The sequence below is a fragment of the Achromobacter sp. CSND-B12 genome (assembly GCF_052906545.1).
On sequence record NZ_JBREGJ010000001.1, the window covers coordinates 1,360,453 to 1,386,972 of the forward strand.

Annotated in this window: 25 protein-coding genes; 18 read left to right on the top strand and 7 right to left on the bottom strand. The window is 69.8% G+C overall.

Annotated elements, in window-relative coordinates:
* Window positions 1-52: 52 nt before the first annotated feature.
* A complete protein-coding gene (locus tag ACUTAG_RS06250; protein ID WP_006387591.1) occupies window positions 53-481 on the bottom strand; it encodes a PaaI family thioesterase in 429 nt (142 codons plus the stop codon).
* 170 nt (window positions 482-651) lie between these two features.
* On the opposite strand from ACUTAG_RS06250, the gene ACUTAG_RS06255 reads away from it, so the two are divergent.
* The 3 genes from ACUTAG_RS06255 to ACUTAG_RS06265 all read left to right on the top strand — a co-directional run bounded on the left by ACUTAG_RS06255 (window position 652) and on the right by ACUTAG_RS06265 (window position 3,505).
* Window positions 652-1,659, top strand: coding sequence for a helix-turn-helix transcriptional regulator (locus ACUTAG_RS06255; protein WP_058665034.1), 1,008 nt, complete (start codon window positions 652-654; stop codon window positions 1,657-1,659).
* Window positions 1,660-1,731: 72 nt separating this feature from the next.
* On the top strand, window positions 1,732-2,439 hold the full coding sequence (locus tag ACUTAG_RS06260; RefSeq protein WP_148318393.1) for a fumarylacetoacetate hydrolase family protein: 708 nt from the start codon (window positions 1,732-1,734) through the stop codon (window positions 2,437-2,439).
* Between the two features lie 193 nt (window positions 2,440-2,632).
* Entirely contained in the window at window positions 2,633-3,505 is an 873-nt protein-coding gene (locus ACUTAG_RS06265; RefSeq protein WP_054473189.1) for an NAD(P)-dependent oxidoreductase, read from the top strand.
* A 24-nt stretch (window positions 3,506-3,529) separates the two neighbouring features.
* Here ACUTAG_RS06265 and ACUTAG_RS06270 read toward each other — a convergent pair whose 3' ends face one another.
* Window positions 3,530-4,801: an MFS transporter gene (locus ACUTAG_RS06270; protein WP_054473153.1), complete on the bottom strand. Its 1,272-nt coding sequence runs from the start codon at window positions 4,799-4,801 to the stop codon at window positions 3,530-3,532.
* Between the two features lie 294 nt (window positions 4,802-5,095).
* On the opposite strand from ACUTAG_RS06270, the gene ACUTAG_RS06275 reads away from it, so the two are divergent.
* Window positions 5,096-5,977 carry a DMT family transporter gene (locus ACUTAG_RS06275; RefSeq protein ID WP_148318649.1) on the top strand — a complete coding sequence of 294 codons (882 nt, stop codon included), beginning with the start codon at window positions 5,096-5,098 and terminating at the stop codon, window positions 5,975-5,977.
* 25 nt (window positions 5,978-6,002) lie between these two features.
* On the opposite strand, the gene ACUTAG_RS06280 is transcribed toward ACUTAG_RS06275, so the two are convergent.
* Complete coding sequence (locus ACUTAG_RS06280; protein ID WP_020928973.1) at window positions 6,003-6,659, bottom strand: GntR family transcriptional regulator; 657 nt, start codon at window positions 6,657-6,659, stop codon at window positions 6,003-6,005.
* Between the two features lie 215 nt (window positions 6,660-6,874).
* Here ACUTAG_RS06280 and ACUTAG_RS06285 point away from each other — a divergent pair, with 215 nt between their 5' ends.
* The 4 genes from ACUTAG_RS06285 to ACUTAG_RS06300 all read left to right on the top strand — a co-directional run bounded on the left by ACUTAG_RS06285 (window position 6,875) and on the right by ACUTAG_RS06300 (window position 12,317).
* The gene (locus ACUTAG_RS06285) at window positions 6,875-7,849 is read left to right on the top strand and encodes a Bug family tripartite tricarboxylate transporter substrate binding protein (RefSeq protein ID WP_054473152.1); all 975 of its coding nucleotides are present in this window, start codon (window positions 6,875-6,877) and stop codon (window positions 7,847-7,849) included.
* 25 nt (window positions 7,850-7,874) lie between these two features.
* Entirely contained in the window at window positions 7,875-9,470 is a 1,596-nt protein-coding gene (gene ggt / locus ACUTAG_RS06290) for a gamma-glutamyltransferase (protein WP_026383258.1), read from the top strand.
* A 106-nt stretch (window positions 9,471-9,576) separates the two neighbouring features.
* Window positions 9,577-10,917, top strand: coding sequence for a trypsin-like peptidase domain-containing protein (locus ACUTAG_RS06295; RefSeq protein ID WP_035199983.1), 1,341 nt, complete (start codon window positions 9,577-9,579; stop codon window positions 10,915-10,917).
* A 137-nt stretch (window positions 10,918-11,054) separates the two neighbouring features.
* Window positions 11,055-12,317: an arsenic transporter gene (locus ACUTAG_RS06300; protein WP_024069937.1), complete on the top strand. Its 1,263-nt coding sequence runs from the start codon at window positions 11,055-11,057 to the stop codon at window positions 12,315-12,317.
* 86 nt (window positions 12,318-12,403) lie between these two features.
* Here ACUTAG_RS06300 and ACUTAG_RS06305 read toward each other — a convergent pair whose 3' ends face one another.
* On the bottom strand, window positions 12,404-12,949 hold the full coding sequence (locus ACUTAG_RS06305) for a thioredoxin family protein (RefSeq protein ID WP_006387576.1): 546 nt from the start codon (window positions 12,947-12,949) through the stop codon (window positions 12,404-12,406).
* Between the two features lie 88 nt (window positions 12,950-13,037).
* Window positions 13,038-13,730, bottom strand: a complete 693-nt coding sequence (locus tag ACUTAG_RS06310; protein ID WP_054516271.1) for a cytochrome c biogenesis CcdA family protein — start codon at window positions 13,728-13,730, stop codon at window positions 13,038-13,040.
* Window positions 13,731-13,911: 181 nt separating this feature from the next.
* On the opposite strand from ACUTAG_RS06310, the gene ACUTAG_RS06315 reads away from it, so the two are divergent.
* From ACUTAG_RS06315 to ACUTAG_RS06325, 3 genes are read left to right on the top strand one after another with little or no spacing between them, the layout of a single operon-like run.
* Window positions 13,912-14,076: a hypothetical protein gene (locus ACUTAG_RS06315; protein WP_155866476.1), complete on the top strand. Its 165-nt coding sequence runs from the start codon at window positions 13,912-13,914 to the stop codon at window positions 14,074-14,076.
* 8 nt (window positions 14,077-14,084) lie between these two features.
* Complete coding sequence (locus ACUTAG_RS06320) at window positions 14,085-14,822, top strand: response regulator (RefSeq protein WP_006387573.1); 738 nt, start codon at window positions 14,085-14,087, stop codon at window positions 14,820-14,822.
* Window positions 14,823-16,148 (top strand): ATP-binding protein, encoded by a 1,326-nt coding sequence (locus tag ACUTAG_RS06325; RefSeq protein WP_026383262.1) that lies wholly within the window; start codon window positions 14,823-14,825, stop codon window positions 16,146-16,148. It begins immediately after the preceding gene.
* Between the two features lie 88 nt (window positions 16,149-16,236).
* On the opposite strand, the gene ACUTAG_RS06330 is transcribed toward ACUTAG_RS06325, so the two are convergent.
* A complete protein-coding gene (locus ACUTAG_RS06330) occupies window positions 16,237-16,662 on the bottom strand; it encodes an organic hydroperoxide resistance protein (protein WP_020928980.1) in 426 nt (141 codons plus the stop codon).
* Between the two features lie 123 nt (window positions 16,663-16,785).
* Entirely contained in the window at window positions 16,786-17,739 is a 954-nt protein-coding gene (locus ACUTAG_RS06335) for a LysR family transcriptional regulator (RefSeq protein WP_148318391.1), read from the bottom strand.
* Window positions 17,740-18,007: 268 nt separating this feature from the next.
* Between ACUTAG_RS06335 and ACUTAG_RS06340 the strand changes: the two genes are divergently transcribed.
* The 7 genes from ACUTAG_RS06340 to ACUTAG_RS06370 all read left to right on the top strand — a co-directional run bounded on the left by ACUTAG_RS06340 (window position 18,008) and on the right by ACUTAG_RS06370 (window position 26,513).
* On the top strand, window positions 18,008-18,982 hold the full coding sequence (locus ACUTAG_RS06340) for an ABC transporter permease (protein ID WP_026383264.1): 975 nt from the start codon (window positions 18,008-18,010) through the stop codon (window positions 18,980-18,982).
* Complete coding sequence (locus tag ACUTAG_RS06345) at window positions 18,979-19,884, top strand: ABC transporter permease (protein WP_006387568.1); 906 nt, start codon at window positions 18,979-18,981, stop codon at window positions 19,882-19,884. The genes ACUTAG_RS06340 and ACUTAG_RS06345 overlap by 4 nt, the downstream gene beginning before the upstream one ends.
* A gap of 8 nt (window positions 19,885-19,892) precedes the next feature.
* Window positions 19,893-20,876, top strand: a complete 984-nt coding sequence (locus ACUTAG_RS06350; RefSeq protein WP_006387567.1) for an ABC transporter ATP-binding protein — start codon at window positions 19,893-19,895, stop codon at window positions 20,874-20,876.
* Entirely contained in the window at window positions 20,873-21,901 is a 1,029-nt protein-coding gene (locus tag ACUTAG_RS06355) for an ABC transporter ATP-binding protein (protein ID WP_148318389.1), read from the top strand. Before ACUTAG_RS06350 ends, ACUTAG_RS06355 begins: the two co-directional genes overlap by 4 nt.
* Window positions 21,898-23,493: an ABC transporter substrate-binding protein gene (locus tag ACUTAG_RS06360; RefSeq protein ID WP_148318387.1), complete on the top strand. Its 1,596-nt coding sequence runs from the start codon at window positions 21,898-21,900 to the stop codon at window positions 23,491-23,493. Before ACUTAG_RS06355 ends, ACUTAG_RS06360 begins: the two co-directional genes overlap by 4 nt.
* Window positions 23,490-25,388, top strand: a complete 1,899-nt coding sequence (locus tag ACUTAG_RS06365; RefSeq protein WP_148318385.1) for a CocE/NonD family hydrolase — start codon at window positions 23,490-23,492, stop codon at window positions 25,386-25,388. The genes ACUTAG_RS06360 and ACUTAG_RS06365 overlap by 4 nt, the downstream gene beginning before the upstream one ends.
* 108 nt (window positions 25,389-25,496) lie before the next feature.
* Window positions 25,497-26,513 carry a porin gene (locus tag ACUTAG_RS06370; RefSeq protein ID WP_148318383.1) on the top strand — a complete coding sequence of 339 codons (1,017 nt, stop codon included), beginning with the start codon at window positions 25,497-25,499 and terminating at the stop codon, window positions 26,511-26,513.
* Window positions 26,514-26,520 lie beyond the last annotated feature (7 nt).

Genomic DNA, 26,520 nt, shown 5'->3' on the forward strand with positions numbered 1-26,520 from the left:
ATCGGCGGCCGCTGGCCGCCGGTTGCGTTTGGCGGCTTCGCCGCCCGCCGCATCAACCGTCCGAGGTCGGCACCGCGGCCTGGCGCACGGCGAAGACGGCGCTGGCCTTGAGCACCAGGCGTTCGTCCACCTTCAGATGGCAGGTGGCGTAGATCAGGCGCTTGCCGCGCTTGTCGATGGTGACGTGGGCTTCGAGCCAGTCGCCGGGCATGACGGCGTTGAGGTATTCGACCGACATCTGCGCGGTGACGACCGAGGCCTGGCATTGATGGGCGATGACGTATCCGAGGGCGCTGTCGGCCAGGGTGGCGAGCAGGCCGCCGTGGGCCATGCCGTGCATGTTGCCGTGGGCCGCGCCGATGCGCATGGCCAGCACGTCGTCGGCCGCGCGCCGGTAGAAGCCGCCCAGGTCCGCCAGGTGGCGCATGAACTGGCTGCTGGGTTGCCACGGCGCGAAGCCGGCGGGGATGGTGTCTGTCATGGGATGGTAAGTGTCTGCTGCGCAATGCCCCACGGTAGCGCAAAGCGGACGGCGCGCGCCAGCGCCGGCCGGTGGCGACCGGTGAGCGGACAATTTCGGCGGCGGCTGGCGCGGCCGTCGCGCCGGCGCTACATTCTGCCCATGCAATCGTCCGTTTCTCCGCCCCACGCATGAACCGCATCAAGACCTACGGCATGGCCGAGCGCGCGGATTATTTCGACTTCGATATCCGGGCGCAGCAGGTGCGCGAGCCGCTGGAGCAGCCGCACCGGCACGAGTACTTCCAGATCCAGGTGAACCTGGAGGGCGACACGCGCCAGACCATCAGCGGCACCACGCGGCCGTTTCCGCGCGGCGGGCTGAGCTTCGTGCTGCCGTACCGGGTGCACCTGGTGCCGCATCCGCCCGGCGCGCGCTACGTCATCATCAATTTCGCGCAGCGCTTCCTGTGGCCGGAGCTGGCGGTGGACGCGCTGGACCTGGAGGACGTGCCGGTGTCGCAGGCGCCGGCGCTGGCGCCGTTCCTGTTCCAGGAATACCTGGATTTCGAGCTGGACGCGCAGGGGCTGGCCGAGGCCGAGACGCTGATCGCCCGGCTGATGGCGGAGAACCGGCGGCGCGGCTTCGGTTCGTCGACGGCGATCCGCGGGCTGCTGCTGCAGCTGATCGGGCTGGTGTGCGCACGCTACGAGGCCGATCTGCTGCACCTGGCGCGCCATCACGCTGGCAGCAGCCGGCGCGAGAGCGTGCGACGGGTGCTGGCGCACATCGGCGCGCATCTGGCCGAGAACCTGACGCTGAACGACGCGGCGGCGGCGGCGTTCCTGTCGCCCAATTACCTGGCGCACCTGCTCAAGAAAGAGACCGGCAAGACCTTCACCGAGCTGGTGGCCGAGCGCCGCATGGCGCTGGCGCGCGATCTGCTGGCGCATACGGCGCGCGGCGTGGCGCAGGTGGCGCATGCCGCGGGATTCGCGGACGAGGCGTATTTCTCGCGCCGCTTCCGGCAGCTGGAAGGCGTCAGCCCGACCGGCTACCGCGAGCGCCTGCGCGGCGACGGCGCGCGGACGCCGCCGAAGGTCGCGCAGGAGGCCGGGCAAAAGACGGGGCGAAAGACCGCGCAAACAGGACGGCAGGACACGCCGCGAAATGCGCGGAATCGTCCACGGATTGCGTAATCGTCTCCAGGCGACGCGGGCGGCGCGGACCTAATCTGGCCGTGACCCCTCGCAACCTTCAGGAGACCCGCGATGACCCAATCCGCCCAGACCCCGTTTGCCGTGCCGCAGACCACCGTGCCGATCGCCGGCGGCGACCTGCGCTTTCCGGTGCGCCGCATCTACTGCATCGGCCGCAACTATGCCGCGCACGCCATCGAGATGGGTTCGGACCCCAGCCGCGAAGCGCCGTTCTTTTTCCAGAAGCCGACGGACGCGATCCAGGTGGTGCTTCCGGACACGGTGGCCGATCACCCCTACCCGCCGCTGACCCAGAACTACCACTACGAGGTGGAACTGGTGGCGGCCTTGTCGCAAGGCGGCCGCGACATCCCCGTGGAACAGGCGCTCGACTGCGTCTACGGCTACGCGTTGGGGCTGGACATGACGCGGCGCGACCTGCAGCGCGGCATGGGCGACCAGAAGAAGCCGTGGGAAATCGGCAAGAGTTTCGACCACGCCGCGCCGATCGGCCCGATCCATCCGGTGAGCCAGACGGGGCACTACAAGGAAGGCAGCATCTGGCTGGCGGTCAATGGCGAGCGCAAGCAACAGGCGACGCTGTCGCACATGATCTGGTCGGTGGCCGAGCAGATCGCGCGGCTGTCGCAGGCTTTCGAGCTGTTCCCGGGCGACCTGATCTATTCGGGCACGCCGGAGAACGTGGGGCCGGTGGTGCGCGGCGACGTGATCGTGGCGCACGTGGACGGCCTGCCGGAGTTGAGCATCCGCATCGTCTGAGGCGCGGCGCGGGCTGCCTTGGCCGCCGTCCCCGGCGCCAGGCTGGTCTTGGCGCCTGGCCGCCCGGCATGCGGCGGGGCGCCGCAAGGCGGGGAGCGCCGTGCGCCATCGCGCTGCGTCGGCCGGCCGCGCGTGGATCTGAGAGTAAGATCTAAGCCATAACAAACAGCCCATGTGGCAGGAGCAGTGGAAGATGGCAAAAATCGGTATGGTGGGCATCGGCCTGATGGGCCATGGCATCGCAAGCAATCTGGTCAAGCACGGTCACACGCTGACGGTGCTGGAGCATCCGGGCAACCAGCCGCTGGACGCGTTGAAGGCGGCGGGCGCCACCAGCTGCGCCGACGGCGCGACGCTGGCGGCGCAGTCGGACGTGATCATCCTGTGCGTCACGGGCAGCCCGCAGGTCGAGGCGGTGCTGCTGTCGCCGGGCGGCGTGCTGGAAGGGCTGCGCCCGGGCACGGTAATCATCGACTGCTCGACCGCCATTCCCTCGTCCACCGTCAAGGTGGCCGAGGCGGTCACCGAAAAAGGCGGCCGTTTCCTCGACGCCCCCATGACGCGCACGCCGAAGGAAGCCGCAGAAGGCCGCCTGAACCTGCTGGTGGGCGGCGACAAGGCCTTGTTCGAGGAATGCAAGCCGATCCTGGCATGCTTTGCCGAGAACATCGCGCATGCCGGCCCGGTGGGCGCGGGCCATCGCATGAAGCTGCTGCACAACTATGTGTCGCTGGGCGCGATCGCGCTGCTGTCGGAAGCGGCCGCGTGCGCGCTGCGCGCCGACATCGATCCGGCGGTGTTCGCCGAGGTGCTGACCAAGGGCGGCGGCGGCGGCGTGGCGCTGGAGCGTCTCAAGCCCTACCTGCTGGAGCAGGACCCGTCGTCGCTGCGCTTTTTCATGTCGAACGCGCAGAAGGACCTTTCGTACTACAACACCATGGCGGCCGAGACCGGCGCGGTGCGCGAGATCGGCGCCGCGGTGCTGCACACCTATGACCAGGCGGTCAGCCAGGGCGGCGGCGAACGCTACGTGCCCGAGCTGGTGTCGCTGCTCAAGAACCGTTGAGTTGAACCTGACGGCGGCGCGGGTTCAGCGCCCGCCCGCCGCCATCGCCGGCACGGCGCGCAAGGCGCCGCGCCGCGGCAATTGCAGGGAAATGGCGGCGGCCAGCAGCAGCAAGGCGCCGGCCGCCCCGAACGCCACCCAGTGGGTATGGAAGGTCTCGAAGGCCCAGCCACCCAGCCATGAACTGATCATGCCGCCGACCTGGTGGCCCAGGTAGGTCAGCCCGTACAGCACGCCCACCAGGCGCACGCCGTAGACGTCGGCCAGGATGGCGGACGACAGCGCGATGCTGCCGGCCCAGACCACGCCGCCGATGGTGGCGGCGGCATACAGTTCCCAGTGCGCCCCGACCATGACCAGCGCGAAGAACCCGAGCCCGCGCACCAGGTAGATGACGGCCAGGATGCTGCGGCGCTCGACCTGGTCGGACATGCGTCCCAGCACCAGGGTGCTGAAGATCGCCACCAGGCCGATCAGGCCGATGCCCAGCGAGCTGGTGGTGGCGTCGAAACCATGGTCCATCAGCATGGGCATGCCATGCGTGCCCAGCAGGTTCATGCTGAAGCCACAGGCGAACAGGCCCAGCGCCACCTGCCAGAACGGCAGCGTGCGCACGGCGTCGCCAACGCGCAGGTCGGGTGCCTTGGCGGCGGGCCGGGCGCCGGCTTTCCTTTCGACGATCTGGTGGGGCAGCAGGTCGGTGTGTTCGGGCGCCTGGTCGCGCATGACGAACAGCGCCACCGGCACGGTCAAGAGCGCGAACAGGACCGCGAAGGCCAGCAGGGTTTCCTGCCAGCCCACGGCGCCGATGGCGAAGGTGAGCGTGGGGGTCATCAGCGCGATGCCGGCCATGGAGCCGGTGGACAGGAAGAACAGCGCCATGCCGCGCTGGCGCGTGAACCAGCGGCTGATGACGGGGGTCAGCGCCACCGGGCTGGTGAAGGCCAGCCCGATCGACAGGGCCACGCCGAACGCCAGCAGGAATTCGATGGGGCCGCGCGCGAACACGGTCCAGATCGACGAAGCCACCACGATGGCGGTGCCGGTGAGCAGCACGAAGCGGGTGCCGCGGGTGCTGACCAGGTAGCCGGCCAGCGGCATGCCCAGGCCGTAGCACAGCATGCCGACCGCGACGATGCCCGACAGCAGGCTGCGCGAGAAACCCAGGCCGTCCGCCATGGGCAGGAAGAACGGCCCGATACCCATGCGCAGCCCCACCGTGAGCAGGGTCAGTACGGTGGCGGCGCCGACGATGTTCCAGCCGAAATACCAGCCGCCCGATGCTTGCTTGTCCACTTGCCTCTCTCCTTGTGTTCTTGTCGCGCCGGGGCGCTTCGGTACACGGGCATCGGAGATGCGAGGAGACGGAAGCCGACCGCCGGACGCGCCATATTACTCCCGGCTATATGCGGGTGGCGGGGCGGGCGCAAGATGTTGTCCGGTGAACGGTCGCCGGTGGTGTCCGGGCGCGCGCCGATCCGTGGCGCTGGAATCGCGGCACCCTGCCCGTGGCGCGACGCCGCGGATGCGGCCGGGCGCGTATATTGCTCGCACCTTTGAAATCCGAAGTCCGCCGTGAAATCCGAATCGATGTTTGCCTTGTCGCGCCAGGAAATCGCCCTGGTGCTGGTCACCATGCTGTGGGGAAGCACTTTCCTCGTTATCCATATCGCCATGCAGCATAGCGGACCGCTGTTCTTCGTGGGAGTGCGGTTCACCCTGGCGGGAGTCGTGTCGATGCTGCTGTTCCGCCGGCACATGGCACGGCTGACGCGGCGCGAAGCGGGCGCGGGCGTGGCGATCGGCTGCGCGCTGTTCCTCGGTTATTACCTGCAGACCCTCGGCCTGCGCACCATCACCAGCAGCCAGTCGGCCTTCATCACCGCGCTGTACGTGCCGATCGTGCCGCTGCTGCAATGGGCGGTGCTCAAGCGCCCGCCCGGACTGATGAGCTGGGTCGGGGTGGCGCTGGCGTTCACCGGGCTGGTGCTGCTGGCCGGTCCGGAGGCCGGCGCGCCGCATTTCAGCGCGGGCGAACTGGCCACGCTGGCGGGCGCGGCGGCGATTGCGGCCGAGATCATCCTGATCGGCCATTTCGCCAGCTCGGTGGACAGCCGCCGCGTCACGGCGGTGCAGCTGCTGACGGCCGGGCTGGTGTCGTTCGCGCTGATGCCGGCGCTGGGCGAGGCGGTGCCGGAATTTTCATGGCTGTGGGCCGGCGGGGCGATCGGACTTGGCCTGGCCAGCGCGGTGATCCAGCTGACGATGAATTGGGCGCAGAAGTCGGTGTCGCCCACGCGCGCCACGGTGATCTACGCCGGCGAGCCGGTGTGGGGCGGCATCGTCGGCCGGCTGGCCGGGGAGCGCCTGCCCGGCCTGGCGCTGGTGGGCGCGGCGTTGATCGTGGCGGGCGTGCTGGCCAGCGAGGTGAAATTCAAGCGCCGCGGCAAGCCGGCGCCGGGCAGGACCTGAACGGCGCGGCGCGGGCGGACAGCCGTCAGCCGCCCTGCTCCAGGAACGCCTGCAACGCCGGCACGGTGTTCAGCACATGCTGGCGCATTGCGGCTTCGCAGCGATCGGGGTCGCCGGTGAGCAGCGCGTCTATCAGCTCCTGGTGCGATTCGCGCACCCGCAACACGCGGCCGGGCTGGGCGGCCCACAGGCGCATGTAGGGCTCGACCACCGAGTGCAGTTCGGAGATCTGCCGCAACAGGCGCGGCTGCTGGCAGAAACTGCAGAGGTATTCGTGGAAGTCGCGGTGGGCGCTGGTCCAGTCCAGGTAGTCGCCCAGGCCCTGCTCCAACTGGTCGAGCATGCCGGACAGGCGGCGGACGTGCTCGGCGCTCATGTGGCGCACGGCGTTGCGCACGGCCAGCCCTTCGAGCACGGAGCGCATTTCGAAGACTTCGCGCATTTCCTGCTGGTTCAGGCCGCGCACCACGGCGCCGCGGTTGGCGCGGATCTCGACCAGGCCCTCGGAGGCGAGCCGGCGCAGCGCGCCGCGCACCGGCATGCGGCTGGTGCCGATTTCGCTGGCGATGACCTCGGGCACCAGGCGGTGGCCGGGCGGATAGTTGCCCAGCCGGATTTCGCGCTGCAGGTGCTGGTAGGCCTCTTCTTCGGCGCTGACGGCTGTCTTCTGATACTGCAGCATCCTCGTCCCCGGGTTTTCAAAGCCGCCATGATAGATAAACGCAAAAATAACATAAATTGGATCCAGTGATCCATGGATGCAAATACCTATGTTCGGATCGCCATGGCTCGCGTCAAATCCGTAACTGGCGCGCCGGCCGTGCGCGCCCGCCGGGGACCGCAACGGGCGACAGACCCGCCTGGCGCTCACCGATACAACGCATTCAAGGGGAATCCATGCCTTTCCGTCTCATCCGCACCCTGGCGGGCGCCGCCGCGCTGGCCTTCGCCGCCCAGGCCGGCGCCCAGGCCACCGACTGGCCGCAGCATCCGGTGCGTATCGTGGTGCCGTTCCAGGCCGGCTCGGCCACCGACCTGATTTCGCGCCAGCTGGGCGCGGCGCTGTCGACCGAACTGGGCCAGCCTTTCGTGGTCGAAGCCCGCCCTGGCGCCGCCGCCGCGATCGGCAGCGCCTCGGTGGCGCGCTCGGCGGCCGACGGCTACACACTGCTGATGGGCGGCCCGGCCGCCATCGTCACCAACCGCTTCCTGCAGAAGCGCCTGGCCTACGATCCGGACAAGTTCGAGCTGGTGTCGATGGTGGCCTACACGCCCAACATCCTGCTGGCCAATCCGCAGCAGCCATTCAAGACCCTGCCCGAGATGATCGCGTATGCCCGCGCCAATCCGGGCAAGTTGACCTACGCCTCGTTCGGCACCGGCACCACCTCGCACATGGCGGGGGAAATGCTCAAATCGGTGGCCGGCATCGACATCCTGCACGTGCCCTACAAGGGCGCCGGCGAAGCCATTCCGGCGCTGCTGAGCGGCCAGGTGTCGATGTACTTCGACACCATCATGACCGGCCTGCCGCAGGTCAAGAGCGGCGCGCTGCTGGCGCTGGGCATGTCCAATTCGCAGCGCTCGTCGCTGGCGCCGGACATCCCCACCATCGCCGAGCAGGGCTACGCCGGCTACGACATCGCGCCGTGGTACGGACTGGTGGCGCCGGAAGGCACGCCCGCGCCGATCCTGGACAAGCTCAACCGCGCCGTCAACAAGGTGCTTGCGGATCCCGCGTTGCGCGGTAAGCTGGCCGAAGCCGGCGCCGAGCCGCGTGGCGGCAGCCGCGAGGAATTCGCCGCCTTCATCAAGGCCGAGATCCCGCGCACCAAGCAGTTGATCGACCAGGCCGGCATCACCCCGCAGTAATTTCCCACAGAGTCTCCACGCCATCATGTCCTCCCCCTTCGATTGGTCTTTTCCGTATGCTTCCCGAAAAATGCCGGTGCTTGCCGCCAACGCGGTGGCAACCAGCCAGCCGCTGGCGGCCCAGGCCGGGCTGCGCATGCTGCTGGCGGGCGGCAATGCCGTGGACAGCGCCATCGCCACCGCCATCGCGCTGACCGTGGTCGAACCCGTGATGAACGGCATCGGCGGCGACATGTTCGCGCTGGTCTGGCACGAAGGGCGGTTGCATGGCCTGAACTCCAGCGGCTGCGCGCCGGCGGCATGGACGCCGGAGTATTTCGCCGGCCGCGACGCCATGCCTGGCACCGGCTGGGGCACGGTGACCGTGCCCGGCCAGGTGGCGGGCTGGAAGGCGCTGTCCGAACGCTTCGGCAAGCTGCCCTTCGCCAAGCTGTTCGAACCGGCGATCGCCTATGCCGAGGAAGGCTTCGCGGTCAGCCCGACGATTGCGCGCCAATGGGCCACACAGGCGCCCAAGCTGGCGCAGGAACCGGGCTTTGCCGAGGCGTTCCTGCCGCAAGGCCGGGCGCCGCAGGCGGGCGAATGGTGGCGTTTTCCGGCGCAGGCGCGCACCCTGCGCGACATCGCCGAAAGCGGGGGCGACAGCTTCTACCGCGGCGCGCTGGCCGGCAGGATCGTCGACTTCGCGGCGCGCACCGGCGGCGCCCTGGGCGCGGCCGACCTGGCCGAACACCGCCCCGAGTGGGTGACGCCGATCTCGCAGTCGTTCCGCGGCTACGAACTGCATGAAATCCCGCCCAACGGCCAGGGCATCTCGGCGCTGATGGCGCTGGGCATGCTGGAGCAGTTCGACCTGGAGGCGATGGGCCGCGACAGCGCCGATTACTACCACGTCAGCATCGAGGCCATGAAGCTGGCCTTTGCCGACCTGCATCACCACGTGGCCGATCCACGCCACATGCGCACCGACGCCCGCGCCCTGCTCGATCGCGCCTACCTGGCCGAGCGCGCGCGCCTGATCTCGATGGACCGCGCCGCCGTGCCGGTGGCCGGCACGCCCGCCAGCGGCGGCACGGTCTACCTGACCGCCGCCGACGCGGGCGGCACCATGGTGTCGTTCATCCAATCCAACTACCACGGCTTCGGTTCCGGGGTGGTGGTGCCGGACACCGGCATCAGCCTGCACAACCGCGGCCTGAACTTCGTGCTGACGCCGGGCCACGCCAACCAGGTGGCGCCGCGCAAGAAGCCCATGCACACAATCATCCCGGCCTTCGTCACCCGCGGCGGCGAGCCGGTGATGTCGTTCGGCGTGATGGGCGGGTCGATGCAGGCGCAAGGCCATCTGCAGATGGTGACGCGCCTGGCGGCCTTCGGCCAGAACCCGCAGGCCATGAGCGATGCGCCGCGTTTCCGGGTCGAGAAGGGGCCGGTGGTGAACGTCGAAGCGCACCTGCCCGCCGACGTGGTCGAGGCGCTGCGCCAGCGCGGCCACAACGTGGCGGTGGCGCCCGCCGACAGCCTGGAATTCGGCTCGGCGCAACTGATCTGCCGGCTGCCGCAGGGCGGCTACGTGGCTGCGTCCGATTCGCGCCGCGACGGCCAGGCGGTGGGCTTCTAGGGCCGGCGAGCACGGCGGCGGAACACGCCGCCGGAAAGGGGCTTGATCGGTCATATGGACGACGCGGGGCGCGGCGATACTGCGGCGCAGACTCACCAAGGCCCCTATGAACCGCATCCTGTCCGCCGCGGCGCTGGCCGCCGCCCTGGCGACCTCGCTCGCCGCCCCGTCCCGCGCGCTGGCCGCGCTGCCCATGGCCGTGGACGGCCAGCCCCTGCCCTCGCTGGCGCCCATGCTCGAACGCGTGACGCCGGCGGTGGTCAACATTTCCGCCCAGGGCGATGGCGCGCCGGCGCCGGCCTTCGGCCAGGCCGGTGGCGCCGGGCGCCAGAGCATCGGCTCGGGCGTGATCGTCGACGCGGCCCAGGGCAATATCCTGACCAATCACCACGTGGTGCGCGGCGCCACGTCCATCCGCGTGTCGTTGCAGGACGGCCGCAGCTTCACCGCCACCGTGGTCGGCAGCGATCCGGACACCGACCTGGCGGTGCTGCGCATTCCGCCCGACAAGCTGCAGGCCCTGACGCTGTCCGACTCTAGCGACCTGCGGGTGGGCGATTTCGTGGTCGCCATCGGCGATCCCTACGGCCTGGGCCAGTCGGCCTCGTCCGGCATCGTATCGGCGCTGGAACGCTCCAGCCTGCGCGCGGCCGGCTACCAGAACTTCATCCAGACCGACGCCTCCATCAACCCGGGCAACTCGGGCGGCGCGCTGGTCAACCTGAACGGCGAACTGGTCGGCATCAATACCATGATCTACACGCCATCGGGCGGCAATGTCGGCATCGGCTTCGCGATTCCGTCGAACCTGGCGGGGGAGGTCATGCGCCAGTTGCTGCAGCACGGCCAGGTGCAGCGCGGCGGCCTGGGGCTGGACACCATCGACATCACGCCGCGCAACGCGCGCCAATTAGGCATGGCGCCCAACGCCACGGGCGTGGTGGTGGCGCGGGTGGCGGACGGTTCACCGGCGCAACAGGCCGGCGTGCAGGCGCGCGACCTGGTCGTGGCGCTGGACGGCAAGCCGATCGGCACCAGCGCCCAGCTGCGCAATGCCGAGGGCCTGCTGCCGGTGGGCAAGCAGGTGCGGCTGACGCTGTCGCGCGGCGGCCAGCGCTCGGAGGTGACGCTGCGCATCGAGCCGGAGCGCAACGAGCGGCTGCACGGCGGTTCGCTGGATGCGCGCCTGAATGGCGTGGAGTTCACCGAGATCGGCCGCGCGCAGCGCCTGAAGGGCAACGATGGCGTGGCGGTCAGCGCCACTTATCCCGAGCGCGGGCCGGTGGCGGCGCGGATGCAGCGCGGCGACATCGTCATCGGCGTCAACCAGCGCCCGGTGAGCCGGCTGGCCGACCTGCGCGGCCTGCTGAGCGGCGCGGCGCCGGGGCAACCGCTGCTGCTGACGCTGGTGCGCGGACAGGCGATGTACACACTGCAGGTCAACTAGGCTAGGGCCTGCTCGCATCACGAGGCCCCCCCGGGATCGGCGCGGGGCATGAGCAGTGCGGAAGCAGCGGGCCGCCCCGCCCGCGCGGCCGCGAGACGGGCGATAATGCCCAGCTTCCCGCCACGCGACCACCATTCATGCCAGCCTCCCACGCCTCCCTCGCCCTCTGGGGTATTTCCGCCCTGGCGATCGTCGGCATCCTGCTGCGCCCCTGGAAGTTGCCCGAATACGTCTGGGCCGGCGGCGCCGCCCTGCTACTGACGGCGACCGGGCTGATCCCCTGGCAGGCAGCGCTGGGCGCGGTCGGCAAGGGGCTGGACGTCTACCTGTTCCTGATCGGCATGATGGTGCTGGCCGAGCTGGCGCGCCAGCAGGGGCTGTTCGACTGGCTGGCGATGGTGGCGGCGCGCCATGCGCGCGGGTCGGCGCGGCGGCTGTTCGACCTGGTGTTCCTGGTGGGCATCCTGGTCACCGTATTCCTGTCGAACGACGCCACCGCCGTGGTGCTGACGCCGGCGGTGTACGCCGCGGCGCGGGCCGCCGGCGCGCGGCCGCTGCCGTATCTGTTCATCTGCGCCTTCATCGCCAACGCCGCCAGCTTCGTGCTGCCGATCTCCAATCCCGCCAACCTGGTGGTGTACGGCAGCCAGATGCCGCCGCTGCTGGACTGGCTGCAACGCTTCACGCTGCCGTCGCTGGCGGCCATCGGCCTGACCTACCTGGCGCTGCGCTACAGCCAGCGCGAGGCGCTGCGCCAGCCATTGCGGGCGGACATCGTGCCGCAGCCGCTGGGCAGCGGCGCGCGCCTGACCGGCATCGGCATCCTGCTGACCGCGCTGGTGCTGATGGCGGCCTCGGCATTGCATGCCGACCTGGGGTTGCCCACCTTCATTGCCGGCCTGGCCACCGCCGGTTTCATCCACCTGCGGCAGCGGCTCAATCCGCTGCCGGTGCTGCGCCACGTGGCCTGGGGCGTGCTGCCGATGGTGGCCGGCCTGTTCGTGCTGGTCGAGGGCCTGGCGCTCAGCGGCGCCATCGACGCCCTGGCGCGGGCGCTACTGCGGCTGGCGAGCGACTCGGCCGGCGGCGCGCTGTGGGGCGCCGGCATCGTCGCGGCGCTGGCCAGCAACGTCATCAATAACCTGCCGGCCGGACTGATCGCCGGGTCGGTCGGCCAGATCGCCGACCTGCCGGCGCAGACCGCCGGCGCCTTGCTGATCGGCGTGGACCTGGGCCCCAACCTGTCGATCACCGGTTCGCTGGCGACGCTGCTGTGGCTGATCGCGGTGCGGCGCGAGGGCCAGCACGTGGGCGCGCTGCGCTTCCTGAAACTGGGCGCCTGGGTGATGCCGCCGGCGCTGCTGGGCGCGCTGCTGATGCTGGCGCTGGCCGGCGGCTGAACCGCCGCGGGGCCGTCGCAGGACGCGCCAGCGAGCCATCGCACGCGTCTCAATGGCATCCATAACGGCGGCCCGGCGCGCAGGGTTCAGGACTGGGGCTGGGCCAGCAGGCGCTGGATCTCGGCCTCGGTCTCGGCGTAGCGCCCCTCGCCAAAATGGCGATAGACGATGTTGCCCCCCTTGTCGATCAGGTAGAACGCCGGCCAGTACTGATTGCGGTAGGCGTCCCAGGTCTTGTAGTCGTTGTCCTGCGCCACCGGGTATTCGATGCCGAAGCGCTTGATGGCGTCCGCCACATTCTTCGTTGTGCGCTCGAAGGGGAATTCCGGCGTGTGCACGCCCACCACCACCAGGCCCTGGTCCTTGTACTTCTGGTGCCACTGCTTCACGTACGGCAGCGTGTTGATGCAGTTGATGCAGGTGTAGGTCCAGAAATCCACCAGCACCACCTTGCCTCGCAGGCTGGCCAGGGTGCGCGGCTCGCTGTTGAGCCAGGTCTGGATGCCGGTGAATTCCGGCGCGGGAACCGGCGCCGGGGCGGCGGCATGCGCCGCGGTCCCCAGCAACAGGCCAGCCACGGCGAGCTTGACGGAAACGAGGGCCCGGCGGGCGGAAAGGCGGATGGATGGCATGGTGCGCTCCTTCAGGTCACGGAAAATCGGGTTGCGGAAAATCGGGTTGAAAAAACAGGTCGCGGAAAACGGACAGGAAAAAAACAGGTCACGCGAACAGGCGGCTGATCCAGGCATAGGCCAACACGTCGTACTGGAAATGGATGGCGATGGCCGACGCCACCAGCAACACGCCGAAGGCGCGCTGCAGGCGCACGGCGTGGCGGGCGATGGCGCCGACGCGGCGGGCCGCGAAGCCGCCGCCGTAGGCAATGGCCAACATCGGGATGCCGGCGCCCAGCCCGTAGACCAGCAGCAGCAGGCTGGAATGGGCCAGGTCCTGGGCGCGCGCCGCCAGGATCAGGATCGATGCCAGCACCGGCCCGGCGCAGGGCGTCCAGACCGCGCCCAGCGACATGCCCAGCAGGAAGCCGCCGGCATTGCCCGAACCACCCCGCGCGCCCAGGCCGATCACGCCCTGCAACGGGCCGCTCAGCCGCGCCGCCAGCCAGTCGTACGGCCGCGGCCAGATGCGCGCCAGGCCGAACAGCGCCAGCGCCGCCACCGACACCGAGCGCACCGCCTCATGGGCCGACTCGACCGCGCCCGACAGCAGGCTGAGCGCGATGCCCAGCCCGGAGAACGCCAGCACGAAGCCCAGCACGATGCACAGCGGCCGCAGGCGCCCGGCGCGCTCGACCGCGCTGCCCAGCAGGATCGGCAGCAGCGGCAATACGCAGGGCGAGGCCACCGTCAGCATGCCGGCGGCCAGGGCGAGCGGGGTGTCGATGAGGGTGGTCATGGCGGGCGGTCCGTTTCAGTCTCGATGACCGCATTGGACGCGCGGCGGGTATCCGCCCTGTGCCGGAAAACGGGGTTTTTGCGCGGCTTTTGTATCGTGTCCGGCCGCGCATACACTACGACACACTTCGCGCCGCGGGCGGCGCTATAACCTGCCGGACACCCCTTGCCGGAGCCCGACCATGAAGCCCCCCGTCCCCCAGCCACGTCCCCGCCCCACCCTGCGCCGGCTGCTGGCCGTGCTGGCGCTGCTGGCCGGCGGCCTGGGCGCCGAAGCCGTCCAGCCCGGCCCATGCCAGCTGATCGTCAACAGCCAGGACCGCCGCCGCACCCCGCCCGCTGAGTAGAATGCGCCATGGACAATCCAGACCACATCCTGATCGTCGACGACGACCGCGAGATCCGCGAGCTGGCCGGCAACTTCCTCAAGAAGAACGGCCTGAACGTCACCCTGGCGGCCGATGGCCGGCAGATGCGCAACCTGCTCGAAACGCTGACCGTCGACCTGATCGTGCTGGACATCATGATGCCCGGCGACGACGGCCTGGTGCTGTGCCGCGAGCTGCGCGCCGGCAAGCACCGCCGCACCCCGATCCTGCTGCTGACCGCGCGCGACGAGGACATGGATCGCGTGCTGGGGCTGGAGATGGGCGCCGACGACTACCTGGTCAAGCCCTTCGTGGCGCGCGAACTGCTGGCGCGGATCAAGGCGATCCTGCGCCGCACCCGCATGCTGCCGCCCAACTTCCAGGTCACCGAGCCCGGCCGCGCCGTGCGGTTCGGCGCCTGGACGCTGGACACCACCGCGCGCCACCTGCTGGATGCCGAAGGCACGATCGTGTCGCTGAGCGGCGCCGAATACCGATTGCTGCGGGTCTTCCTGGACCATCCGCAGCGGGTGCTGAACCGCGACCAGCTGCTGAACCTGACGCAGGGGCGCGACGCCGATTTCTTCGGCCGCTCGATCGACCTGCTGGTCAGCCGCCTGCGCCAGCGGCTGCGCGAGGACGCGCGCGAGCCGATGTATATCAAGACGGTGCGCAGCGAAGGCTATGTGTTCGCCGCGCAGGTCGACGTGTCCGAGGCCACGTAGATGGCCGCCCGGGTCCCGCCCTGGCGCCGCTGGCCGCGCACCCTGGCGAGCCGGCTGTTCCTGGTCTTCCTGGTGGGCCTGGTGCTGGCCCACGGATTGTCGTTTGGACTGCAGTTCTACGAGCGCTACCAGTCGGCCAGGAGCGTCATGCTCGACAACCTGGAACGCGACGTGGTGGTCGCGCTGGCGATCCTGAACCGCCTGCCGGCCGACGAGCGCGCCGCCTGGCTGCCGCGACTGAGCGCCAGCAACCGCCAGTACCTGCTGGGACCCGGCGATTTCGACCGGCCGTTGCAGACGCCGGCCGCCGAGGCGGTGCGCGACTCGATCCAGGCGGCGCTGGGCAATGCCTATCCGCTGGCCTTCGGCACGGTCGGCGACGACCCCAAGCACATCCAGGCGCGCGCCACGCTGGCCGACGGCCAGGCGGTGACGCTGGACATCCACATGAGCGTGATGCCGCTGGCGATGTGGCTGCCGGTGGTGCTGCTGGCGCAGCTGGCGCTGCTGATCCTGTGCGCGTGGCTGGCGGTGCGGCTGGCGATCCGGCCGCTGACGCAGCTGGCCGGCGCGGCCGATGCGATGAGCCCCGATCGCCGCAGCCCGCGCCTGGCCGAGGACGGGCCGGCCGAAGTGGCGCAGGCCTCGGCGGCATTCAATGCCATGCAGGACCGCATCGCCGCGCACCTGGCCGAGCGCATGCAGATCCTGGGCGCGATTTCGCACGACCTGCAAACGCCGATCACGCGCATGAAGCTGCGTTCGGAATTCATGGACGACTCGGCCGACCGCGACAAGCTGGCGCACGACCTGCAGGAAGTCGAGCAGCTGGTGCGCGACGGCCTGGCCTACGCGCGCAGCGCGGGCGCCGCCACCGAGCCGCCCGCGCGCATCGACCTGGACGCGTTCCTGGACAGCCTGGTGTGCGACTACACCGACATCGGCAAGCCGGTGACGCTGCAAGGCCACTGCCCTGGCCCATGGCAGACCCGGCCGCGCGCCTTGCGCCGGATCCTGGGCAACCTGATCGACAACGCGCTGAAATTCGGCGGCGCGGCGGAAGTCCTGATCGGTCCGGCCGAGGACGGCCACGGTGTATCGATTCGCGTGCTGGACCGCGGCCCCGGCATTCCCGAGCAGGAATTGCAGGCGGTGCTGCAACCGTTCTACCGGCTCGAAGGCTCGCGCAACCGCGACAGCGGCGGCACCGGCCTGGGCCTGGCGATCGCGCGGCAACTGGCCGACGTGATCGACGGCGAATTGCGGCTGCGCAATCGCGAGGGCGGCGGGCTGGAGGCGCAGGTGCTGCTGCGGCCCGGCGCCTGAGCGCGGCGAGGTAGCGCGCTTCGATTTTCCAGATGAAAAACGCCCCCCGATGTCGCCATCGCGGGGCGTTGCTTCTGAAACTACGGACTCAGAGAATCGCCAATTCCACGTCGATATTGCCGCGGATCGCGCCCGAGTAGGGGCAGGTCTGGTGCGCGGTGTCGACCAGTTGGCGCCGCTGCTCGTCCGACAGTCCCGGCAGCGAAATGTTCAGCCTGACTGCCAGCGCGTAGCGCGCGCCGCCGTCGGTCTTGCCCAGCGACACCTCGGCATCGACCGCCACGTCGCGCGGCACGGCGATGCCGAGCTTGGCGCCGGCCAGTTGCATGGCGCCGATGAAGCAGGCGGAATAGCCGATGCCGAACAGTTGCTCGGGGTTGGTGCCGGGCCGGCCCGAGCCCGGCGGGCTGAGCGGCAGCAGCAGCGCGCCGTCATCGCTGCGGCCGGCGCCTTCGCGGCCGCCGGTGGTGTGGGTGTGAGCGGTGTACAGCACGGTTTCCAGCGCTTGGGACATGATGGCTCCTGGTATCGGAATTGAGGAACCCGCATTGCACCAAGGCGCTGTATCCCGCCTGTGTCGCAAGACCGCCGCTTTTGCGTCGTACTGTATCCCGCGTCCATGCCGGCGGCGCGCGCCTCAGGCCGACGCGGCAGGCGCGGCGGCGTCGTCCGGCGCCAGCAGCGTGAACGCGTCCGGCCCCGCCCGCCGCGCCATGGCGTCGAGGATGCGCTGGACCAGTTCGGGAACCAGCGGGTGCGGCGGCTGGCCGGCCAGCGTGGCCATGCCCACGCAGTAGTCGATGCGCGGCCGGAACGGCCGGCAGACGATGCCCATGTCCTGGCACAGGCGCGCGAACAGGCCGTTGACGATCGACACGCCGATGCCCTGCGCCGCCAGCCGGCAGGCCATTTCCACCGAATGCACCTCGGCCTTGATCTGCGGCATCATGCGGCCCTGCCGGAAGGCCTGGTCGATCTGCAGGCGCAGCGAACGCTGCCGGCCCAGCAGCACCAGGTCGATGCCGATCAGGTCGGCCGGGCCGATCTCGTCCAGCGCCTGCAACGGATGGCCCGGCGGCATGATGCAGACCGCCTCGGTCGCCAGCCGCCGCAACATGGCCAGGCCCGAATTCATCGGCGGCGAGCGCACCAGCGCCAGGTCGGCCTCGCGCCCCAGCACCGCCACTTCGCTGGTTTCGTAGGTGCCCACCAGCACTTCCAGCGCGACGTCGGGATGGTCGGACAGGAACGATTCGACCACGGCGGGCATGACCGACTGCGCCACCGTGCTGGGCAGCTGCACGCGGATCAGCGTGCGCCGCTGCCCGCCCAGCCGCAACTGGTTGACGTGGCGCTGCAGCGACTCGGCGTCCGAGATCATGTTCTGCACGTCGGGCAGCAGCGATTCGGCCTCGGCGGTGGGATGCAGGCGGCCCTTGCGGCGCACGAACAGCGGCACGCCCAGGTCGGTCTCGAACTGGCTCAGCAGGCGGCTGACGGCCGGCTGCGACGAGCCCAGCCGCTGCGCGGCCTCGATGGTCGAGCCGGTGGTCATGAAGGCGAGGAAAGCCTCTAGCTGCTTGAAATTCATCCTGTCCCGCGGGGTCCGCAATATCGGCGCCGCGCGGCACGGCACGCGCGAGGCCTAGGGTTAACACCAAATTTCTCGTCATTCACATAGCCATATGCCGCCTTCGCATACGGTTGCCAGTCGGGCGCGATGGATCGAACATTCCGCCCATCCGGATTCTCGCCATTCATGAATCCGCAATCAATACGCGATATCGCCGATATTGTCCGGCAAGGAGCCCCCAGATGCGCGCCGTTCCGTTCCCCGCTTCCTGTCGCCGCGAGGCGCCATGACCGCGTTCATTATCCGCCGGCTGTGCCAGAGCCTGGTGATCCTGGCGCTGACCTCGCTGATCGTGTTCGCCGGCGTCTACGCCATCGGCGACCCGATCGAGATCCTGGTGCCGGCCGACGCCACGCAGGCCGAGATCGCGCAGGCGGTGCAGTCGCTGGGCCTGGACCTGCCGCTGTACCAGCAGTACCTGAAGTTCGTCGGCAACGCGCTGCACGGCGACCTGGGCACCTCGTTCGTCTTCAACCAGCCCGCCATCCAGCTGATCCTGCAACGCCTGCCGGCCACGCTGGAGCTGGCCTGCGTGGCGTTGCTGCTGGCGCTGGCCATCGGCCTGCCGCTGGGCCTGGTGGCCGGCCTGAAGCCGGATTCGGCGCTGGATCGCGGCATCATGACCGGCTCGATCCTGGGCTTCAGCCTGCCGAACTTCTGGCAGGGCATCATGCTGGTGCTGATCTTCTCGGTGACGCTGGGCTGGCTGCCGTCCACCGGCCGCGGCCCCACCGGCGAGATCCTCGGCATCCACACCAGCCTGGCGTCGTGGGACGGCATCCGCCACCTGATCCTGCCGGCGCTGAACCTGGCGCTGTTCAAGATCGCGCTGATCGTGCGCCTGACCCGCAGCGGCGTGCGCGAGACCATGCCGCTGGACTACGTGAAGTTCGCCCGCGCCAAGGGCCTGCGCGAATCGCGCGTGATCTACATGCACGTGCTCAAAAACATCCTGATCCCGATTGTCACCGTGGTCGGCATGGAGTTCGGCTCGCTGATCGCCTTCGCCACCGTCACCGAAACCATCTTCGCCTGGCCCGGCGTGGGCAAGCTGATCATCGACAGCATCATGAAGCTGGACCGCCCGGTGGTGGTTGCCTACCTGCTGATCGTTGTCACCATGTTCATCGTGCTCAACCTGCTGGTGGACATCATCTATTCCGTGCTGGATCCCCGTGTCCGCGTGGGAGCCTCCGAATGACATTGCTTGCCAAAAAATGGCTGCCCGGCCGCGACACCACTTTCGGCCAGGCGCTGCACGGCGTGCTGGACAGCCGCCCCGCGACGCTGGCCGCGATCATCTTCCTGCTGCTGGTGCTGGCCGCGCTGCTGGCGCCGTGGATCGCGCCGCAGAACCCGTATGACCTGGCCGCCATCACCATCCTGGACGGCCGCATGCCGCCGGGCAGCCAGGGCATCTATGGCGACATCTACTGGGCCGGCACCGACGCCCAGGGCCGCGACATGCTGTCGGCCATGATGTATGGCCTGCGCACCAGCCTTTCCGTGGGCGTGCTGAGCGGCCTGTTCGCCATGGCCGTGGGCACGGTGCTGGGCCTGACGGCGGCGTATTTCGGCGGCCGCATCGATGCGCTGATCATGCGCCTGGTGGACCTGATGCTGGGTTTCCCGACCATCCTGGTGGCGCTGATGATGCTGGCCATCCTGGGCCAGGGCGTGGACAAGGTGATCCTGGCGCTGGTGGTGGTGCAGTGGGCCTACTTCGCGCGCGCGGTGCGCGCCACCGCCGTGGTCGAGCGGCGCAAGGAATACATGGAAGCGGCCCTGTGCCTGGGGCTGAGCCACCGGCGCGCGCTGTTCAGCCAGTTGCTGCCGAACTGCATCCCGCCGGTCATCGTCATCGCCATGATCCAGACCGCCAACGCCATCGCCGCCGAGGCCACGCTCAGCTTCCTGGGCATCGGCCTGCCGGTCACCGAGCCGTCGCTGGGCCTGTTGATCGCCAACGGCTACCAGCAGATGCTGGCCGGCCTGTACTGGATCAGCGTGTTTCCCGGCCTGCTGCTGCTGACCGTGGTCTTCACCATGAACATCGTGGGCGACCGCGTCCGCGAGGCGCTCAACCCGCGCCTGCAGAAATAGGAAGTGCCATGCAATCGGCAACCCCCACCCTATCCGTGCGCAACCTGCGCACCTGGTTCCACACCCGCGCCGGCCTGGTGCGGGCGGTGGACGACGTCAGCTTCGACGTCCATCCCGGCGAGATCCTGGGCCTGGTCGGCGAGTCCGGCTCGGGCAAGTCCATCACCGGCTTTTCCATCCTGGGCCTGATCGATCCGCCCGGGCGCATCGACGGCGGCCAGATCCTGTTCAAGGGCACCGACCTGGCGACGCTGTCGCGCGAAGAACTGCGCCAGCTGCGCGGCAACCGCATCGCCATGGTGTTCCAGGACCCGATGATGACGCTGAACCCGGTGTTCCGCATCGAGACCCAGATGGTCGAGACGGTGCTGAGCCACGAGCGCTGCAGCCGCAAGGCGGCCTGGGACCGCGCCCGCGACACGCTGGCGGCGGTCGGCATCCCCTCGCCGGCCGAGCGCCTGAAGGCCTATCCGCACCAGCTGTCGGGCGGCATGCGCCAGCGCGTGGCGATCGCCATCGCCATGCTGCACAAGCCCGACCTGATCATCGCCGACGAACCCACCACGGCGCTGGACGTCACCATCCAGGCGCAGATCCTGGCCGAGATGCAGAAGCTGTGCGCCGAGACCGGCACCGCCATGGTGTGGGTCAGCCACGACCTGGCGGTGGTGGCGGGCCTGGCCGACCGCGTCTGTGTGATGTACGCCGGCCGCGTGGTCGAGTCCGGCGGCACCGACGACATCCTCGATCGTCCGCGCCATCCCTACACCATCGGCCTGATCGGCTCGGTGCCCAGCAACGAGCACACCGGCGACCGCCTGTACCAGATCCCCGGCATGGCGCCGTCGCCGCTGGCGCTGCCGGCCGGCTGCGCCTTCAACCCTCGCTGCGGCCACGCGACCGAGCGCTGCCGCGCCGAACAGCCGCCACTGGAGGCCGCCGGCGGCCGCGGCCTGCGCTGCTTCCATCCCCAGACAGGAGCCCTTTCGTGAGCCCGACGATCCTGATGCAGGCCAACCAGGTGTCGCGCCTGTTCGTGAAGCGGCCCGACTACGCCGAACGCCTCGCCGGCCTGCTGGGCGCCAAGGTCGCCTCGCACACCGTGCACGCGGTCGACCGCGTCGACCTGACCATCCACCAGGGCGAAGTGGTCGGCCTGGTGGGCGAGTCCGGCTGCGGCAAGTCGACGCTGGGCCGGGTGCTGGCGGGCATCCTGCCGGCCACCACGGGCAGCATCCAGACGCCGGCCGGCGAACTGTCCGCCCTGACCGGCCGCGCCGCGCACGCGCAGCGCATGGCCACGCAGATGATCTTCCAGGACCCGATGTCCTCGCTCAATCCGCGCAAGCGGGTGCGCGACATCATCGGCGAGGCGCCGCTGGCCAACGGCATCATCGCGCGCCGCGACTACGACGACTACGTGGTGCAGGTGATGCGGCGCGTGGGGCTGGACCCCGACTACCGCAACCGCTTCCCGCACCAGTTCTCGGGCGGCCAGCGCCAGCGCGTGGGCATCGGCCGGGTGCTGGCGGTCAAGCCGGGCTTCCTGATCTGCGACGAGTCGATCGCGGCGCTTGACGTGTCGATCCAGGCGCAGATCCTGAACCTCTTCATGGACCTGCGGCAGGATCTGGGCCTGACCTATCTCTTCATCAGCCACGACCTGGGCGTGGTGCGGCGCATCAGCGACCGCACCGTCATCATGTACCTGGGCCGCGTGGTCGAGTCGGGCCCCACCGCCGAAGTGTTCGCCGCGCCGCGCCATCCCTACACCCAGGCCCTGCTGCAGGAAGTGCCGCGGCTGTCGAACCGCAAGCGGCGTTTTCACGCCATCAAGGGCGAGATCCCGTCGCCGCTGAATCCGCCGCCCGGCTGCCATTTCCATCCGCGCTGCCCGCAGGCCATGGCGCGCTGCAAGACCGAACAACCGCTGCTGCGCGTCACGGCCGACGGCCACCAGGCCGCCTGCCACCTGCTCGACGGCGCCGCGCGCCCACAAGGAACCTCCGCCGCATGAATCCCCTGCTTACCCCGATCCGCCGCGGCGCCGCGGCGCTGGCCCTGCTGGCGCTGCTGGCCGGCGCCGCGCCCGCCGTGGCGCGGCCGCTGCTGACCATCGGCCATTCCAGCGAACCGTCGTCGATGGACCCGCTGTTCTCGCGCACCGGCAACAACCAGGCCGCGGCCGAGAACATCTTCGAACGGCTGGTGTCGACCGACGAGAACATGCAGATGCGTCCGGGCCTGGCCCTGTCGTGGCGGGTGCTGGCGCCCGACACCTGGGAGATCAGGCTGCGGCCCGGCGTGCGCTTCCATGACGGCACGCCGTTCAGCGCCGACGACGTGGTGTTCTCGCTGGAACGCGCGCCCAGGGTGCCCAACAGTCCGGCGCCCTTCAGCGGCGCGGTGCGCTCCATCGCCGCGGTCGAGGTGGTCGACCCGCTGACCCTGCGCATCCGCACCAAGGCGCCCACGCCGGACTTCATGGAGCAGATCGGGCTGGTCTACATGCTGTCGCGCCACGCCGCGCAAGGCAAGCGCTCGGAAGACTTCAACAGCGGCGTGGCGGCCATCGGCACCGGCCCCTACAGGTTCGTGCGCTGGCAGCCGGGCGACAGCCTGGAGCTGGCGCGCAACGAGACCTACTGGGGCGCGCGGCCGGACTTCGACCGCGTGGTGATCCGCTACATCGCCAACGACGCGGCGCGCATCTCGGCGCTGCTGTCGGGCACGGTCGACCTGATCGACAGCGTGCCGCCGACGGATGCCAGGACGCTCAAGGGCAAGGCCGGCTACACGCTCTATCGCTCGCCGTCGGCGCGCCTGATCTACCTGGCGCTGGACTCGGCGCGCGACGCCAGCCCGTTCGTCACCGACGCGCAGGGCAAGCCGATGACGGTCAATCCACTCAAGGACGCGCGGGTGCGCCAGGCGATCTCGAAGATGTTCATGCGCGGCCCGATCACCGAACGCCTGCTCAGCGGCGCCGGCGTGCCGGCCGGGCAGATGGTGCCCGAGGGCCTGGGCGGCCACAGCCCCAACCTGCCCGCGCCCGCCTACGACCTGGAAGGCGCGCGCGCCCTGTTGGCCCAGGCCGGCTATCCGCAAGGCTTCGGCCTGACGCTGCACTCGTCCAACGACCGCTTCGCCGGCGACAGCGACCTGGCCCAGGCGCTGGCGCAGATGATGGCGCGCGCCGGCCTGCGCATCAACGGCGTGGTGACCCAGCCCTACAACGTCTATGCCGGCGCCAGCGACAAGCAGCAGTACAGCGCCTTCATCTTCTCGTACGGCAACAGCACCGGCGATTCGTCGAACGGCCTGACCAACGTGCTGGCCACCTACGACAAGGCCGCCGGCACCGGCGCCTTCAACCGCGCGCGCTACTCCAACCCGGCGGTGGACCGCCTACTGGCGCGGGCCGCCGTGGAGTTCGACCCGGCGCAACGCGACGCCCTGCTGCGCCAGGCCGCCGAGGCCGCCTTCAACGACGTCGGCATCGTGCCGCTGTATTTCCCGGTGGCCTTCTGGGCCGCGCGCGACGGCACCGTCATGCGCGCCAACAAGCTCGAACGCACCTCCATGCTGTACATACAGGAAGCAAAATGACCGCCCCCGAAGTTTCTCCCGCCGCGCTGCTGGCGGACCAGATGGTGCGCATGCGCGACGGCGTGCGCCTGGCCACCGACGTGCACCTGCCGGCCGGCTACCGGCCCGGCCTGGACGCGCCGCTGCCCGTGATCCTGGAGCGCACGCCCTATGGCAAGGCGGAGGTGTCGCGCTCCGAGCAGATCGACGGCCGGCTCGGCGTGCCGCGGCCCGAGGTGGCGCGCTATTTCACCGCGCACGGTTTCGCCGTGGTGTTCCAGGACTGCCGCGGCCGCTACGGCTCGGAAGGCCAGTTCACCAAGTACCTGTCGGAAGGCCCGGACGGCTTCGACACGCTGGCGTGGATCATGCAACAGCCGTGGTGCAACGGCCGCATCGGCACCATGGGCCTGTCGTACGCCGCCCACACGCAAATGGCGCTGGCCTGCCTGAACCCGCCAGGCCTGGCCTGCATGGTGCTGGACTCGGGCGGGTTTTCCAACGGCTACCAGTGCGGCATCCGCCAATCCGGCGCGTTCGAGCTGAAGCAGGCCACCTGGGCCTACAAGCAGGCCAAGCTGAGCCCCGCCGCGCAACAGGACCCGCTGGTGCTGGCCGCGCTCGAGGCCGAGGACATCCGCCAGTGGTTCACGCGCATGCCGTGGCGTCCCGGCCATTCGCCGCTGGCCAGCGTGCCCGAATACGAGGACTACCTGTTCGAGCAATGGCGCGCCGATACCTTCGACGAGTCCTGGCGCCAGCTGGGCATCTACGCCCAGGGCTACTACGACGCGATTCCCGACATCCCGGTGGCGCTGATGTCCAGCTGGTACGACGCCTACGTGCGCACCACCCTGGAGAACTACGCCGGCCTGACGCAGGGCCGCCGGTCGCCGGTACGGCTCATCATGGGGCCATGGCTGCATGGCGACCGCAACACCACGCATAGCGGCGACGCCGAATTCGGCCCGCGCGCGGCCTTCGACGGCAACCTGGCGCGGCACTGGCTGGGCTTCCGGCTGGCGTGGTTCCAGCGCTGGCTTCAGGACGCCCCGGCGGGCGCCGCGCCGGACCCGGCCGCGCGCCTGTTCCTGATGGGCGGCGGCAGCGGCGCGCGCGACGCGCAGGGCCGCTTCGACCACGGCGGCGCCTGGATCCAGGCCGACGCCTGGCCGGTGCCGCAGGCCCGCGCCACCGCCTTCTACCTGCACGCCGACGGCCGCCTGGATCAACGGTCGCCGGCGGACGCGGCGGGCCGGTTGCGCTACCAGTACGACCCACGCAATCCGGTGCCCACGATCGGCGGCGCGCTGACCTCGGGCCAGCCGGTGTTCGAGGGCGGCGGCTTCGACCAGCGCGAGGATGCGCGCTTCTTCGGCGTGCGCCAGCCCGGCCTGCCGCTGGCCGCGCGCGACGACGTGCTGGTGTTCCAGACCGAACCGCTGCCGGAGGATCTGGCGGTGGCCGGGCCGGTGGGCGTCAAGCTGTACGTGTCGTCCGATTGCCCCGACACCGACTTCACCGCCAAGCTGATCGACGTCTATCCGCCCAGCGCCGACTACCCGCAGGGCTACGCGCTGAACCTGACCGACGGCATCTTCCGCTGCCGCTTCCATGAAGGCTGGGACGAGGCGCGGCCCCTGGCGCCGGGCAAGGTCTACGAGATCACCATCGAACCGTTCGCCACCTGCAATCTGTTCCAGCGCGGCCACCGCATCCGCCTGGACATCTCCAGCAGCAACTTCCCGAAGTACGACGTCAACCCGAACAGCGGCGAATCGGCCGCCGACGCCCGCGAAAAGCGCATCGCGCTGAACACGGTGCACCTGTCGGCCGCGCATCCGTCCAGCGTCACGCTGTGCGTGGCCGCGCCGCGGGACCTGGCGCCGCTGCCCGCGCATGGGACCCTGCCATGACCCGTTAGCGCCCGGCCCCGACAACCGCTTGCTTCATCCTTTGCCGCCGGCGCGCCGGCGGCAGGGGCTTCTTTTGTCCAATGCCATACCAATCGAGGGGATCACACCATGAAAAGAATCATCCGCCACCGCCGAGTCCTGGGCGCCGCCCTGGCGCTGGGATGCCTGAGTCCGGTCCAGGCCGCCGAAACCAGCAGCGTGACGCTGTATGGCCTGGTCGACCTGGGCACCACCTACGAACGCAAGGACGGCGCGTCCAGCCTGCGCCAGAAAAGCGGCAACCAATCGGGCTCGCGCTGGGGCCTGCGCGGCTCCGAGGACCTGGGCAATGGCTACAAGGCGGTGTTCCGCCTGGAGAGCGGCTTCAATGCCAACAACGGCACCCAGGCGCAGGGCCGCATGTTCGGCCGCTGGGCCTACGTCGGCCTGGCCGGCGGCTTCGGCGAAGTGCGGCTGGGGCGCCAGTGGGTCTACGGCTTCGAGTGGGCCGGCGTCGGCTCGCCGTTCGGCACCGGCTGGGGCCAGTCTTCCAACAACGCCAGCCTGGGCTACAACGACGGCGACTTCGGCGCCGGCGGCCGCGTCAACAACGCGGTGTTCTATGCCACGCCGCGCCTGGGCGGCTGGCAGGCCGGGCTGGGCTACAGCTTCGAATCGCACGACGGCGAGGCCTTCGCCACCGACGCGCACGATCGCGTGCTGACCGCGGGCCTGCGCTACAACGGCGGCCCGGTGGCGGCGGCGCTGACCTACGAGCGGCTCAATCCGAATTCGCAACTGCCGAACAAGAAGACGGCCGGCAACCTGCAAGTGGCCGGTTCGTACGACTTCGAGTGGATCAAGCTGCACGGCACCTACGGCAACCTGCGCAACGCCAATACCGGCCCTTCGGCGGGCTACGACCGGGTCAATTCGTACCTCGCCGGCATCAGCATGCCGACCGGCAAGGCCGGCACGCTGATGGCGTCGTACCAGCGCGCCACCAGCTCCGACATCACCGGCTGGGCCCTGGGCTACCAGCATGACCTGTCCAAGCGCACCAACCTGTACGCCTACGTCAACCGCCTGGACATCCGCGCATCGCACACGCTGCAGACCTCGGTCGGCGTCCGCCATCTGTTCTGACGCGCGC

What these genes read in the sequence shown, in the direction of transcription:
- ACUTAG_RS06300 (WP_024069937.1), top strand. Translation starts at nt 11,055, where the DNA reads ATGCCAGCCTCCCACGCCTCCCTCGCCCTCTGGGGTATTTCCGCCCTG.
- ACUTAG_RS06315 (WP_155866476.1), top strand. Translation starts at nt 13,912, where the DNA reads ATGAAGCCCCCCGTCCCCCAGCCACGTCCCCGCCCCACCCTGCGCCGG.
- ACUTAG_RS06310 (WP_054516271.1), bottom strand. Translation starts at nt 13,730, where the DNA reads ATGACCACCCTCATCGACACCCCGCTCGCCCTGGCCGCCGGCATGCTG.
- ACUTAG_RS06250 (WP_006387591.1), bottom strand. Translation starts at nt 481, where the DNA reads ATGACAGACACCATCCCCGCCGGCTTCGCGCCGTGGCAACCCAGCAGC.
- ACUTAG_RS06350 (WP_006387567.1), top strand. Translation starts at nt 19,893, where the DNA reads ATGCAATCGGCAACCCCCACCCTATCCGTGCGCAACCTGCGCACCTGG.
- ACUTAG_RS06295 (WP_035199983.1), top strand. Translation starts at nt 9,577, where the DNA reads ATGAACCGCATCCTGTCCGCCGCGGCGCTGGCCGCCGCCCTGGCGACC.
- ACUTAG_RS06360 (WP_148318387.1), top strand. Translation starts at nt 21,898, where the DNA reads ATGAATCCCCTGCTTACCCCGATCCGCCGCGGCGCCGCGGCGCTGGCC.
- ggt (WP_026383258.1), top strand. Translation starts at nt 7,875, where the DNA reads ATGTCCTCCCCCTTCGATTGGTCTTTTCCGTATGCTTCCCGAAAAATG.
- ACUTAG_RS06265 (WP_054473189.1), top strand. Translation starts at nt 2,633, where the DNA reads ATGGCAAAAATCGGTATGGTGGGCATCGGCCTGATGGGCCATGGCATC.
- ACUTAG_RS06255 (WP_058665034.1), top strand. Translation starts at nt 652, where the DNA reads ATGAACCGCATCAAGACCTACGGCATGGCCGAGCGCGCGGATTATTTC.
- ACUTAG_RS06320 (WP_006387573.1), top strand. Translation starts at nt 14,085, where the DNA reads ATGGACAATCCAGACCACATCCTGATCGTCGACGACGACCGCGAGATC.
- ACUTAG_RS06335 (WP_148318391.1), bottom strand. Translation starts at nt 17,739, where the DNA reads ATGAATTTCAAGCAGCTAGAGGCTTTCCTCGCCTTCATGACCACCGGC.
- ACUTAG_RS06340 (WP_026383264.1), top strand. Translation starts at nt 18,008, where the DNA reads ATGACCGCGTTCATTATCCGCCGGCTGTGCCAGAGCCTGGTGATCCTG.
- ACUTAG_RS06325 (WP_026383262.1), top strand. Translation starts at nt 14,823, where the DNA reads ATGGCCGCCCGGGTCCCGCCCTGGCGCCGCTGGCCGCGCACCCTGGCG.
- ACUTAG_RS06260 (WP_148318393.1), top strand. Translation starts at nt 1,732, where the DNA reads ATGACCCAATCCGCCCAGACCCCGTTTGCCGTGCCGCAGACCACCGTG.
- ACUTAG_RS06365 (WP_148318385.1), top strand. Translation starts at nt 23,490, where the DNA reads ATGACCGCCCCCGAAGTTTCTCCCGCCGCGCTGCTGGCGGACCAGATG.
- ACUTAG_RS06280 (WP_020928973.1), bottom strand. Translation starts at nt 6,659, where the DNA reads ATGCTGCAGTATCAGAAGACAGCCGTCAGCGCCGAAGAAGAGGCCTAC.
- ACUTAG_RS06305 (WP_006387576.1), bottom strand. Translation starts at nt 12,949, where the DNA reads ATGCCATCCATCCGCCTTTCCGCCCGCCGGGCCCTCGTTTCCGTCAAG.
- ACUTAG_RS06285 (WP_054473152.1), top strand. Translation starts at nt 6,875, where the DNA reads ATGCCTTTCCGTCTCATCCGCACCCTGGCGGGCGCCGCCGCGCTGGCC.
- ACUTAG_RS06345 (WP_006387568.1), top strand. Translation starts at nt 18,979, where the DNA reads ATGACATTGCTTGCCAAAAAATGGCTGCCCGGCCGCGACACCACTTTC.
- ACUTAG_RS06275 (WP_148318649.1), top strand. Translation starts at nt 5,096, where the DNA reads ATGTTTGCCTTGTCGCGCCAGGAAATCGCCCTGGTGCTGGTCACCATG.
- ACUTAG_RS06370 (WP_148318383.1), top strand. Translation starts at nt 25,497, where the DNA reads ATGAAAAGAATCATCCGCCACCGCCGAGTCCTGGGCGCCGCCCTGGCG.
- ACUTAG_RS06330 (WP_020928980.1), bottom strand. Translation starts at nt 16,662, where the DNA reads ATGTCCCAAGCGCTGGAAACCGTGCTGTACACCGCTCACACCCACACC.